The sequence below is a fragment of the Myceligenerans crystallogenes genome, assembly GCF_039529775.1.
In the GTDB taxonomy this organism is placed as follows: domain Bacteria; phylum Actinomycetota; class Actinomycetes; order Actinomycetales; family Cellulomonadaceae; genus Myceligenerans; species Myceligenerans crystallogenes.
On the sequence record NZ_BAAANL010000002.1, the window covers coordinates 129401 to 141791 of the forward strand.

8 protein-coding genes are annotated in these 12391 nt (G+C 73.2%); 1 reads left to right on the forward strand and 7 read right to left on the reverse strand.

Annotation, left to right across the window (positions count from 1 at the left end; all coding sequences use genetic code 11):
• Nucleotides 1-14: 14 nt before the first annotated feature.
• The 7 genes from ABD208_RS05305 to ABD208_RS05335 all read right to left on the reverse strand — a co-directional run bounded on the left by ABD208_RS05305 (nt 15) and on the right by ABD208_RS05335 (nt 11524).
• Entirely contained in the window at nt 15-1988 is a 1974-nt protein-coding gene (locus ABD208_RS05305; protein WP_344100288.1) for an anthranilate synthase family protein, read from the reverse strand.
• The gene (locus tag ABD208_RS05310) at nt 1985-2608 is read right to left on the reverse strand and encodes an isochorismatase family protein (protein ID WP_344100289.1); all 624 of its coding nucleotides are present in this window, start codon (nt 2606-2608) and stop codon (nt 1985-1987) included. Before ABD208_RS05310 ends, ABD208_RS05305 begins: the two co-directional genes overlap by 4 nt.
• Nucleotides 2609-2706: 98 nt before the next feature.
• Complete coding sequence (locus ABD208_RS05315; RefSeq protein WP_344100290.1) at nt 2707-3963, reverse strand: IS701 family transposase; 1257 nt, start codon at nt 3961-3963, stop codon at nt 2707-2709.
• Nucleotides 3960-5495 (reverse strand): MFS transporter, encoded by a 1536-nt coding sequence (locus ABD208_RS05320; protein ID WP_344100292.1) that lies wholly within the window; start codon nt 5493-5495, stop codon nt 3960-3962. Before ABD208_RS05320 ends, ABD208_RS05315 begins: the two co-directional genes overlap by 4 nt.
• Nucleotides 5496-5582: 87 nt before the next feature.
• On the reverse strand, nt 5583-8981 hold the full coding sequence (locus ABD208_RS05325; RefSeq protein WP_344100294.1) for a thioester reductase domain-containing protein: 3399 nt from the start codon (nt 8979-8981) through the stop codon (nt 5583-5585).
• A gap of 69 nt (nt 8982-9050) precedes the next feature.
• A complete protein-coding gene (locus tag ABD208_RS05330) occupies nt 9051-9905 on the reverse strand; it encodes a helix-turn-helix transcriptional regulator (protein WP_344100296.1) in 855 nt (284 codons plus the stop codon).
• 215 nt (nt 9906-10120) lie between these two features.
• The gene (locus tag ABD208_RS05335) at nt 10121-11524 is read right to left on the reverse strand and encodes a replication-associated recombination protein A (protein WP_344100298.1); all 1404 of its coding nucleotides are present in this window, start codon (nt 11522-11524) and stop codon (nt 10121-10123) included.
• Between the two features lie 229 nt (nt 11525-11753).
• Between ABD208_RS05335 and rpsD the strand changes: the two genes are divergently transcribed.
• A complete protein-coding gene (gene rpsD / locus ABD208_RS05340) occupies nt 11754-12380 on the forward strand; it encodes a 30S ribosomal protein S4 (RefSeq protein WP_344100300.1) in 627 nt (208 codons plus the stop codon).
• Nucleotides 12381-12391 lie beyond the last annotated feature (11 nt).

Below are 12391 nucleotides of genomic sequence, written 5' to 3' on the forward strand. Positions count from 1 at the left end.
CGGGGCGGGGACGATCAGGGCACCGGGGCGGGCGACGTCGGCTCGAGCGTGCGCGCGACGCGTCCGGCCAGCTGGGCGATGATCCGGTCGCCGTCGATGGTGAGCACGGACTCGGCGTGGAACTGCACCGAGGCGAAGCCGGGTCCGTGCAGGGCGTGCACCTCGCCCGTGGCCGTGTCGCGGCAGACGTCGACGCGGCCGATGCCCGCCACGTCGAGCACGTCCGACGGCGCGACGGCCGCGAACGAGTTGTAGAAGCCGACCCGCTCGGTGCTGCCGAACAGGTCGATGGTGTGCTGCACGCCCTGGTTCGGGCGCTCCCGCCGGCGCACGGGCAGCCCGAGCTCCCGGCTGAGGACCTGGTGGCTGAGGCACACCGCCAGGAACGGCCGGCCGCTCGCGAGGAAGCGCCGGACCTCGCCGCGCAGGTGGCGCATCTTCGGCGAGCCGGGGTCGTTCGGGTCGCCCGGGCCCGGGCCGAGCAGGACCAGGTCGTGCCCGGCGTCGTCGTACGGCTCGTCGAACCGGCGCACGGTCACGTCCGCGCCCGTGGTGCGCAGCTGCTGCACCATCATGGCGGTGAAGGTGTCCTCGGCGTCGACCAGCAGGATGCTGCGCCCGGCGAGCTCGGGCATGGGGTCGCGGGTGGTGGCGGCGTCGAGCCAGAACCCGGACAGGTGCTCGTTGCGGCCCTCCAGCGCCCCGCGGACCTCGGGGTGCAGGGCGAAGCCGCGCCGCGGCCGCCCGCGCAGGGCCGTCAGCAGTCCCTCCGCCTTCGCACGGGTCTCGGCGGCCTCGCCGTCGGGATCGGAGTCCCGCACGATCGTGGCGCCGACGGCGAGGTCGAGGTGGCCGCGCGCGTCGATGTCGGCCGTGCGGATGAGGATGGCGGAGTCCATGGCCGGCGCGCCGTCGTCGTCCCGCCCGATGAGCGCGGCGACGCCGCTGTAGTAGCCGCGCCCCTCCGGCTCGTAGCGGGCGATGACGCGGCACGCGCTCTCCAGCGGGCTGCCGGTGACGGTGGGGGCGAAGAGCGTCTCGCGCAGGATCTCGCGCGGGTCGCGCGTGGTGCGGCCCGAGATGAAGTACTCGGTGTGCGCGAGCGCCGCCATCTCCTTCAGGTGCGGGCCGGACACCCGGCCGCCGTCGGGGCAGATGCGGGCCATCATCTTGAGTTCCTCGTCCAGCACCATGGCGAGTTCCCCGGACTCCTTGCGGTCGGCGAGGAAGCCCATGACCGAGGGCAGGTCGGCGCCGCCCGGCGGATAGCGGAACGTGCCGCTGATCGGGTTCATCACCGCGACGCCGCCCTCGAGGCTCACGTGCCGCTCGGGGCTCGCGCCCACGAGGTAGCGGTCGCCGGTGAACACGACGAACGTCCAGTGGGCGCCCTGCTCGTGCTCCAGGAGGCGGCGGAAGAGCGTCAGGGCGGCGGTGCGGCCGGTGTCGCCGGAGCCCTCCGCGGTCAGGTCCGTGGTCAGGTCGGCCGAGAACGTGCGGCGGAGCACGAAGTTCGCGCCCTGGCCGGTCGCGATCTCGTCCTCGACGACCCGCCGGACCCGGTCGGCGTACCCGGCGTCGTCGGGCGCGAAGCGCGATCCCGACAGCGCGACGGGGACGTCGGGGATGCGGTCGAGGATCTCGCCGAGCGGGACCCTGGCCTCCGCCCGGACGGTCAGGGCGACGAGCGGGGTGCCGTCGTCCGGGGCGTCGAAGCCGCGTTCCGCGAGCTGCCGGTAGGGCAGGAGGACCAGGACGTCGTGGGCGCGGCGCGCGGGCCCGGCCGAGGGCGCGGCGCCGGCGGGACGAGTGCCGCCGTCGCCGGCGTCGCCGGACGCCCCCGGGAGGACGACGCCGGACAGCGTGCCCGGGAACGAGACCTCGCCCGTGATCACGTCCACGACGTGCCGGCCGCCGGTCACGGGGCGGTGGAGCAGGGCGAACGGCCCGGGCGCGGCGCCCAGGACCTGTGCCAGGAGGTCGGTCACGCCAGCACCTCCTTCGCGCACCGCACCGTGGCGCAGCGCGCCGCGGCGTAGCCGAGGGCCTGGTGGTGCTCGGCCTCGGAGAAGTCCGCGGTGGCGTCGGCGACGAGGAACGTCTCGATGTCGTGCGAGAAGGACTCGATCGCCGTGGCGAGGATCCCGACGTGGGCGTACACGCCGCAGATGATCAGCTGGTCGCGGCCGGCCGCGCGCATCCGGTCCAGCAGGTCGGTCTTGAAGAAGGCGCTGTAGCGCCACTTGGTCAGGAGCCAGTCGTCGTCGGACGGCGTCAGTTCGCCGACGACGGCGCGCTCGGCCGGGGAGCGGTTCATCCCCGGGCCCCAGAAGTCCGCGAGCAGCCCGCGCTGCTCCGGCGTCATGGAGCCCGGCTGCGCGGTGTACGCGACGGGTACGCCCTGGGCGACCGCGCGTTCGCGCAGCAGCACCACGTTGTCGACGAGCGGGCGCCGGACTCCGTCCGGGAACGGATCGAGGAAGTACCGCTGCATGTCGTGGATCAGCAGGACAGCGCGGCCGGGGTGGGCGGTCCAGTCGGCGGTGTTGACCGGGAGATCGGACACTTCGGGTAGGACGTATTCGGCGATCTGAGGAATGCCAGCCATGACCCCTTCTCCGTGTGAGGTGAGAGATGCCGCACACGAGCCTGCCGGATGGCCTGGGATGTCCCAAAAAGTCGATTGCGAGTTTGTCAGGTCGCAGGTCAAGACGGAAATTGTCCGTCAGCCGCGAGCCGTGGCCCGGCGGCGATCCCGGCGAGGGCGGTGACGGCGTACGCCGCCGACGCGAGCGTGAGGTGGCGGTGCCAGCCGTCCGCGGTGCGGCCGGTGAAATCGCGGAGCCCGACCCGCGTGCACGCCGACCAGAACTCCTGCCGGGTCCGACCGGCCAGCTCGGTCAGGCCGTGCAGCTCGGGGAGCGTCAGGTGCGTGAGGTTGGTCAGCCAGGCGTCCGGCGGGGCGTTCACGGACCGGCGCAGGCCGAGCAGGCGCAAGGGCGGCTGATCCTGGGCGGGCTGCCCGTCGTGGAGCAGCACGGGGTGCGTCGTCCCGAGGACGACGGTCTGCGTGCCGCCGGAATGACTGACCAGGCGTCTCAGCGCTCCCCGGTCCGAGCCGAGCAGCTGCTCCGGGCTCGTCGGCCGGGCGCCGGCGGCGGGAACCCGCAGGCGGAGGCCGGCGTCGACCCTGAGCAGGAACGGGAGGCCGAGGGCCCGCAAGCGGGCGAGGAGCGGTGCGCTGTCGGCGAGGCGCAGGTCGATCACGAGTGGGCGGCGAGGGCCGGACTGCCTGACGGCGCGGTCGCCGAGCCGGGCGACGACCGCGGGCAGCTCGTCCGATCCGGTCTGCTCGGACGTGACCGCGGCGTCGTGCGGCGGCTGCGCCGGGTCCGGGGCGCCCGGCATGAGCAGGTGCCAGTCGGCCGGGACCCCGAACCCGGGCGAGGCGGCCCACACGCCGAGGACGCGCTGCCCGACCAGCGTCCGGCCGTGATCGGGGTCGTAGATGCGGTCGACCCCTGCCGACAGGCGCCCGGTCTTCGGGAACACCGACTGCTGGATCACCCACGCGCTCGGGGGCTGGAACCGCCCCACGGCGCGGACGACCGCGCGGCGCACGGGGATCCAGTCCCACGGCGAGACGTTGACGAAGTGATGAAATCGCTGGGCCGCGGCGGACTCGCCGACGGTGCGCGCGATGTTCCGGGCGGACTTCCGGCCGGGTGTCGACAGCAGGCCGGAGACGTAGAGGACGGCCGCGCGGCGCTGGTCGGCCCGCCGCAGCGAGGTGAAGAAGTCCGGGCCGATGTGCTCGAGGAAGGCCTGGGGCCCGGCGATGCCGTCGTCGGCGAGGGCCGGATCGGCGCGGCGGGACGGCCCGGGGGGCTCCGGGGCGCGGGCGGCCCGCCGCCCCGCCGTGACGCGGGGCGACGGACCGAGGGCCGGGGAGGAGGTGGTCACCCGTTCTGCCGGGCCGGCTGCGGGTCCGCCCGGGTGGCCGGCGGCGTCGTGTCGTCCTGTCCGGCCCTCGGGATCCAGCGGATCGCGAGGACCGCCAGCCCGAGACACGTGGCGGCGGCCACGACGGCGACGGCGTGATAGCCGGTGAGGAAGGCGGCCTGAGCCTCGGCGAACAGCGGGTCGCCGGTCCCGTGCTCGTCGATGAACTCGGCGATGCCCGTCGAGTCGCCGGGGAAGGTGAGCCGGAACACGACGGTGAGCAGCGAGCCGAGCAGGGCGATGCCCAGGGCGTTGCCGATCTCGTTGCTCGTCTCCGCGATCGCGCCGGCCGCGCCGGCCCGGGACTCGGGCACGGCGCCGACGGCGGTGTCCGCGACCAGGCTGAACGAGATCCCGAAGCCCAGGCTCGCCACGACGGTCGAGGCGATGTAGGCGGCCACCCCGGACTCCGCCCCGGTGAGCAGGAGCAGGAGGACACCGCCCGCCATCGACAGATGGCACAGGATGAGCGCGGTGCGGGGCCCGGTGCGCTCGACGAGACGCGGCGTGAACACGCTCGAGAGCGTCAGGACGACGGCGCCGGGGACCGCGTACAGCGCGGAGGCGAGCACCGAGTAGCCCAGGACGGACTGCAGGTAGGTCATGCTCAGGTAGGCGGCCGCGGACCAGACGAAGAGCGAGAGCAGGCCGGTGAGGATCGCGACCGAGAAGACGCGTTCCCGGAACAGCACGGTCTGGAGCAGGGGGTTCGGGATCCGCGTCTGACGCATCACGAAGGCCGTCAGGAGGCCGCCCCCGGCGACCATGATCAGGGCATGCGTCAGGTCGATGCCGTAGGTGGCCACGTGCTTGATCCCGTAGATCGCCAGGAGCAGCCCGCCCGCGGACAGCACGACGCTGGCGAGGTCGATCTTCCCGGGCCGGGTTCCCCGGACCTCCCGCAGCAGCACGGGCGCCGTGCAGAGGAACACGACCACGACCGGGAGGTTGATGAGGAACACCGATCCCCACCAGAAGCTGCTCAGGAGCAGGCCCCCGACGATCGGCCCGATGACGAAGCCCGCCGCGAACGTGGCGGCGAAGATGCCGATGGCGCGAGCCCGCTGGACCGGGTTCTCGAACAGCTCGCTGATGACGGCGAGCGCCGAGGGCAGGAGCGTCGCGCCGCCGAGCGCCATCAGGGCCCGGCACGCGATCAGGATCTCCGGGCTCGGCGCGAAGGCCCCGGCGAGGGAGCCGGCCCCGAAGACGGAGGCCCCCACGAGCAGCAGCCGCAGCCGCCCGAACCGGTCGCCGACGTTGCCGAACGTGATCAGCAGGGAGCCGACGACGAACCCGTAGATGTCCAGGATCCACAGGCTCTGGTCCGTCGTCGGCGCGATGGCCTCGTTGATGCTCGGCATCGCCAGGAAGAGCACGGAGCCGTCCATGGCGACCAGGAGCACGGGACCGAGGGTGACAAGGAGCCCGATCCAGGACCGCCGCGGTGCCGCGGGCGGGGTGTGCCGGGTTCGTTCGGCTGATGCGTTCATGTTTCCCATGCTGGAGGGGGCCGGTGAGGACAACAAGGACACTGCCGTGGGTATCCCGGGCAGGGGTACCCAGCGGCGGCAGGGGACTCAGCGGCGCAGCGTGCGCGAGAACGCCAGTTCGAGGTCGGCGAGCGACTTCTCGGCGAAGCCGGGGTCGAGGCTGCGGATCCGGTCCTGGTCGCCGTGCGCCCGCAGGTGCTCGGTGAACCTCTCCGCCGGGATCCTCGACCCGGGGATCGCGGGCTCGGGCGTGGCGAAGTTGTCCAGGAGCGGGAGCACGGACGCCCGCCGGTCGTCGTCCGCCAGGGAGCGCAGGCTCGAGGAGAAGCGCTCGAACCACTCCGCGTGGTCGGCGATCCGCGTGATCCGGACGCCGGCCTCGGCGAGCCAGTCGACCACGGAATCGAGCGAGACGCCGTCGTCGAGCGGATTGACGAGGTGGCAGACGGTGTGGCCGGCGCCGGCCGGCCGGCTGACGTCGACGATCGAGGCCGCCACCACGTCGACCGGCAGGCCGTCGTAATGGGCGCGCCGGCCCGTCCCGCCGGCGTAGAAGGACGCGGGGGCCACGCCGGTGAGGGCGAGGCTGTAGAGCAGCCGGGAGAAGGTGTCGGGGACGTTGATCTGGCCGCGGTAGGTGGAATGGGCGAGGATCATGCTCGCCCGGATCACGGTGACCGGGAGGCCGAGGTGTTCGTGGGCCTCCCGCAGGAGGACCTCGCCCGCCCACTTGCTGGCCGCGTAGCCCTCGACGTTGCCGCCCCGCGGGGCGATCCGTGCCAGGGCGTGCCGGATGTCGGCGTGCTCGTCGAGCGGCGGCCCGCCGGCGGCCAGCAGCGCCGTCGCGATGCTCGAGACGAAGACGACGGGCGTGCGGCGGGTCGTCGCGGCGAGCCGGATGATCTCCGCGGTGCCGCCGACGTTGGCGTCGAAGAGGTCGTGGTACGACAGGGCGTGGTTGACCATGGCGCCGGCGTGGTAGATGCGGTCGACGTCGCGGGCCAGGCGCTCCCAGGCCGCGGGGGCGAGCCCGAGGCCCGGCTCGGCGAGGTCGCCGGCGAGCACCTCGAGGTGCGGCGCGAGCCGGTCGATCTCGTCGGCCAGGCGGTGGTCGGTCGCGAAGACCTGACGGAGCCGGTGCCGGGCCGCGTCGTCGTCGTGCGCGCGCACCAGGCAGACGACCCGCCCGCCGGACCGCGCGGCGCGCCGGAGCAGCTCGAGGGCGAGGAAGCGGCCGAGGTACCCGTTGGCTCCCGTGACCAGCACGGTCTCGCCGGTGACGGCGGCGGCGTCGGCGTCGGCGACGGCGGCGCGGTCCGCGCTCGCGGGGCGGAAGTCCTGGCCGAGGAAGCGCGGCAGCGAGAGCTCGCTCGCCAGCAGGACGCCGTCCGGGCGGGTGTGGATCCCGCCGGGCGACACCGGGGCGTGCGCGGAACGACGACGCGCGTCGAGGACCCGGGCGATCCCGTCGATCGTGCCGGTCTCGCTCGTCAGCGTGTTGACCGGGACCCGGACGCCGAGGACCTGCTCCAGCAGCCGGGACAGCTCCACGGCGGTCAGGGAGTCGCCGCCGAGGTCCCGGAAGCGCGCCGCCGGCGAGATCTGGTCGAGGGCGCCGCCGAGGGTGATGCCGACGGCCGCCCGGACGGTGTCGAGGACCGGCGCGGAGGCCGCTGACTCCCGCAGGGCCGCGAGGCGGGCGGTGGCCGAGGAGCCGAGCTGCTCGTAGAGCGCCTCGAGGGCCGGCCCGTACTTCTTCGTGAGTGCCGGGCGCACGATCTTGCGGTGGTCGGAGAGCAGGCCGTTCGCCTCGCTGAAGGGTTCGGTCTCGACCACCAGGTCCCGGGGGATCTCGTAGGAGTTGAGCGACGTCTCCTGCGCGACCCTGCGGAACTCGGCGAGCAGCCGGTCGTGCAGGGCCGGGGTGTCGCCCCCGGTCTCGCCGACGAGTTCCGGGCTCGGGACCGCCACCGCCAGGGTGTAGGGGCGCGCGCTGTTGCCGTAGAGGAACACCTGGCTCAGCGCGGGGCTGCGCGACGCGTAGGTGGCCTCCAGCGAGGGGAGCGCGACGAACTCGCCCTGCGACAGCTTGATGATCGCGTTCCGCCGGTCGACGATGCGCACGGTGCCGGTGGCGTCGACGGCGGCGATGTCACCGGTGCGGTAGTAGCCGTCGGGGGTGAACACCCGCGCGTTCAGCTCCGGGCGGCGGAAGTACCCGGGAACCGTCGAGCGGCTCCGGACGAGGAGCTCGCCGCGGGCGTCGGGGAGGTCCGTGGAGTGGTACCCGAGTTCCGGGACGTCCTCCAGCCGGTAGTCGATCACCGGCGGGCTCAGGAAGGATCCGTCCGAGAGGACGCCGCCGATCTCGGTCGTCCCGTACAGCTCGTGGACCTTGATCCCGAGCAGGTCCTCCATGAATTGCTTCAGCTGCGGCGAGACGGGTGCCGAGGTGCAGCTGGCCCAGCCGACCCGCCCGCCGAAGACGTCGGTGCGCATCGCCGCGCGGACCGACGCCGCCGTCACCTCGTCGTCCCGCGCGCCGGCGTCGCCGTGGGCCTGCAGCCTGCGCTGGTACTCCTGGAAGATCAGCTCGCAGATCCGCGGGACCAGGGACAGCTCCGTCGGCTCGGCCAGCCGCAGGTCCTCGAAGAAGTCGGCCAGGTCGTGCGACGAGGCGAAGTGGGTCAGGCCCCCGCGCGCCAGGGTGCCGCGCACCGACGAGTGCCCCGCGACGTGGCTCATCGGCATGTAGTGGAAGTTGGAGACGTCGGACTGCATCGCGAAGAACTCCGCCCAGCCGTCCCCGCCCCACATGGCGGCGACCAGGTGCTCGGGGTAGATGGCGCCCTTGGGCGCACCGGTGCTGCCCGACGTGTACAGGAGCATGGCCGGGTGGTCGCCGCCGGGTGCGTCGCCGGGTGCGGCGGCGGTGAAGGGGGCCGGCGACAGGTCCAGCGTCTGCGGGACGATCCCGCGCTCGGCCCGGAAGCCGGCGAGCCGCCGCCGGTGCTCCTCGTCGCCGCCCCGGTGGTCGGTGACGAGCACCCGCTCGACCGTCGGGGTCGCCGAGGTCAGCACGGCCGCCCGGGCGAGCAGCGCGGAGGTGACGACGATCGCGCGGGGCTCGATCTCGTCCAGGATCGCCTGCTGGGTCTCGGCCGAGGCGCTCGTCTGCAGCGGCACCGTGGTGAGACCCGCCAGGTTGCAGGCGAGGTCCGCGGTGACGTAGTCGATGCCGGCGTAGCCGAGGAAGGCGACGACGTCGCCGGCCGCCAGCCGCGGCTCGGCGGCGGTGAGCTGGGCGGCGACCGATCGCACCCGCGCGGACAGCTCCGCGTAGGTGATCGCGTCGTAGTGGTCGAGCTGCCGGGCGTCGAGGCTCTGGACCTGCTCGTTGGTGCGGGGGACGGGCCGGCGTTCGGCGAGGGCTGGGCGTGCAGAGTACTGGTCGAATGCTCGTGTCATGAGGCGCGCGAGGTGCATGTGATGACCCTTCGGGCGTGGTGGTGAGCGTTCTTGGCGGGGGTGCGCGGCGGGTTCCCGCGCGGCGGGTCAGGCTGTGCCGCTGATCCGGCTCGGCAGGAGGCGGAGCGCGTCACGGGACGCGGCGTCGTTCGGCGTGTAGACCTCGAGGCGGTGATCGGTCGACTCGGGTTGCAGCCAGACCTGGTAGTCGATGTTCATGCTTCCCAGGGTGGGATGCGCCAGGAGCATCGTCCCGACGGTGCAGTCGGCGACCTCTCCGCGTGTCCACAGGTCGGCGAACTCGTCGCTCTTCATCGTGAGCTCGCCGATGAGCTCGGCGAGGCGTGCGTCCCGCGGGTGCCGCCCGGAGGTGAGCCTCAGGTAGGCGACATGCGTCCGGGCGAGTTCGTCCCAGTTCTGGTAGAGGTCGCGCGTCAGCGGGTCGAGGAAGAACGCGCGGGGGACGGACGGGCGTTGCTCGGGGTCCAGCGGCGCGTCGAACGGGGTGTGCTCCGACAGCAGCTCGTGGCCGGAGTGGTTCCACGCGAGGACGTCGCCGCGCCGGCCGAGGACGATCGCGGGGATCTTCTCCTCGAGGGACTCGAACAGCGCCAGCACGCGCCCGTGCGGGTGCTCCGGCTCGGGCCGGGTCATGCGCGTCGGGCGCCCGGAGCCCGCGAGGTTGAACAGGTGGGTGCGCTCGGCGTCGTCGAGCTGCATCGCCGTGACCAGGGCGTCGAGCACCTGGGGCGAGGCGGTTCCGGTCTGGTCCTGCTCGATGCGGGTGTAGTAGCCGACGCTGACGCCGGCGAGCCTGGCGAGCTCCTCGCGGCGCAGGCCGGGGACGCGGCGCGCGGCGCCGTCGGTGTCGATCCCGATGAGCCGGGGATCGGTCCGGTCGCGTCGGGTCTTCAGGAAGCTTCCCAGGCTTTCGGCGGGCACCCTTTCGACGTTAGGCGCCGCTGCGGCGTGCGGGTAGTGGTGAGGGTGACCCTGTGAGAGGTAGTCGGTGTGCGTCCGGTCTGCCACGGCGTTCCTCCTTCCTGGCCCGATGCGGCCTGACCGGTAGTTTTCTGTGCTGGTCGCAGGTCCCGCAAAGAAGGCGTCCCGGCATTTGTCATGTACGTCGTCCGGGGCCCTGCGCAGGGGCTCGGCCGTCAGGGCTTCTCGGCGCCGTCCGACCGGAGGATCCCGCGGATCCGGTCCAGCCGCTCGGACACCTGGCGCTCGAAGCCGCGGTCGGAGGGGGAGTAGTACTCCGTTCCCGCGAGGGTGTCGGGGAGGTACCGCTGCGGCGCGACGGCGTGCGGCCAGTCGTGGGCGTAGCGGTAGCCCGTGCCGTGGCCGAGGCCCTCGGCGCCGGAGTAGTGCGCGTCACGGAGGTGCAGGGGAACGACGCCGGCCTTCCCGGCGCGGACGTCGGCCAGGGCGGCGTCGCCCGCCAGGTACGCCGCGTTGGACTTGGGTGCGGTCGCCAGGTGCACCACGGCCTCGGCCAGGACGATGCGGCCCTCGGGCATGCCGATCATCTGCACGGCCTGGGCGGCGGCGACGGCGGTCTGCAGGGCGGACGGGTCGGCGACGCCGACGTCCTCGGCGGCGGAGATGATGAGGCGCCGGGCGATGAACCGCGGGTCCTCGCCGGCGGCGATCATGCGGGCGAGGTAGTGGAGCGCGGCGTCGACGTCGGAGCCGCGGATGGATTTGATGAAGGCGGAGATCACGTCGTAGTGCTGGTCGCCGTCGCGGTCGTAGCGCACGGCGGCGACGTCGACGGCGCGCTCGACGTCGGCGAGGGTGATGACGGGGACCGCATCATCCTGCGTGGTTTCCCCGGGGGCTTCCGCGGGGTCGTTCTGCAGCACGGCCCCGGCGGCGGCCTCGAGGATGGTCAGGGCCTTGCGGGCGTCGCCGCCGGCGAGGCGCACGAGGTGCCCGGCGGCGTCGTCGTCCAGGCCGACCGAGCCCGCGAGCCCGCGGTCGTCGGCGACGGCGCGGCCGACCAGTTCCCGGACGTGCTCCGACGTGAGCGGTTTGAGGGTCAGGAGCAGCGAGCGGCTCAGCAGCGGCGAGTTGACGGAGAACGACGGGTTCTCGGTCGTGGCGGCCACGAGGGTGACCCAGCGGTTCTCGACGCTGGGGAGCAGCGCGTCCTGCTGGGTCTTGGAGAAGCGGTGTACCTCGTCGACGAACAGGACCGTCTCGTCGCCGCCGGTCGCGAGGCGGCGTCGTGCGTCGTCCACCACCTGGCGCACGTCCTTGACGCCCGCGGTGACGGCGGACAGCTCGACGAACTGACGGCCGGAGGCCGTCGCCACGAGGTAGGCGAGCGTGGTCTTGCCGGTTCCGGGCGGTCCCCACAGGATGACCGACGACGGCGCCGCGCGGCCGGACGCGCCGGGCTCGATCAGGCGCCGCAGCGGGGAACCGGGTTCGAGGAGGTGCTCCTGCCCGGCGATCTCCGCGACCGACGCGGGCCGCATCCGGACGGCCAGCGGCGCCGACGGGTTCACCTCGGGGGTGCCGCGCCCGGAGGTGGTCACGGCGGAGAACAGGTCCATGACGCCAGCCTAAGGAGACCGGCTGACACCCGGCGCCACGGCGGGGCCGGATCCGGACGGGGCGGGGTAGGATGGTGCGGTTGCCTCAGCGGTTCCGGCCGTGACAGCAACTCCCTGGGACCTCGGCCCCCGGCGCGTTCGCGCGTCAATCGGCTGGTCCCGCATCCGGCTCGCCCGTTCGAGGGCGCGGCCGGGTGTGACCTCTCAACCACGAAGGACAGGAATCACCGTGACCTCTGTCACCCGTTCGCGGCGTCAGGTTCGCCTGAGCCGCAAGCTCGGCCTCGCGCTCACGCCGAAGGCCGTCAAGCACTTCGAGAAGCGCCCGTACCCGCCCGGTGAGCACGGGCGTGCCCGTCGCCGCACCGAGTCGGACTACGCGGTGCGCCTGCGCGAGAAGCAGCGCCTGCGTGCCCAGTACATGCTGCGGGAGAAGCAGCTCCTGAAGGTGTACGAGAACGCCCGCAAGCAGCCCGGCCTGACCGGTGAGGTCATGGTCGAGGACCTCGAGACCCGTCTCGACTCGCTCGTGCTCCGCGCCGGCTTCGGCCGCACCATCCTGCAGGCCCGCCAGATCGTGACCCACCGTCACATCCTGGTGGACGGCAAGATCGTGGACCGTCCCTCCTTCCGCGTGAAGGTGGGCCAGACCATCCAGGTGAAGCCGAAGAGCCAGCCCACGACGCCGTTCCAGGTCGCCGCCGCCGGCGCGCACCGGGACGTGCTTCCGACGCTGCCCGGCTACCTCGACGTGCAGCTGGAGAAGCTGTCCGCGACGCTCACCCGCCGCCCGAAGCGCGCCGAGGTCCCCGTGACCTGCGACGTGCAGATGGTCGTCGAGTACTACGCACGCTGACGCTCCCGGCG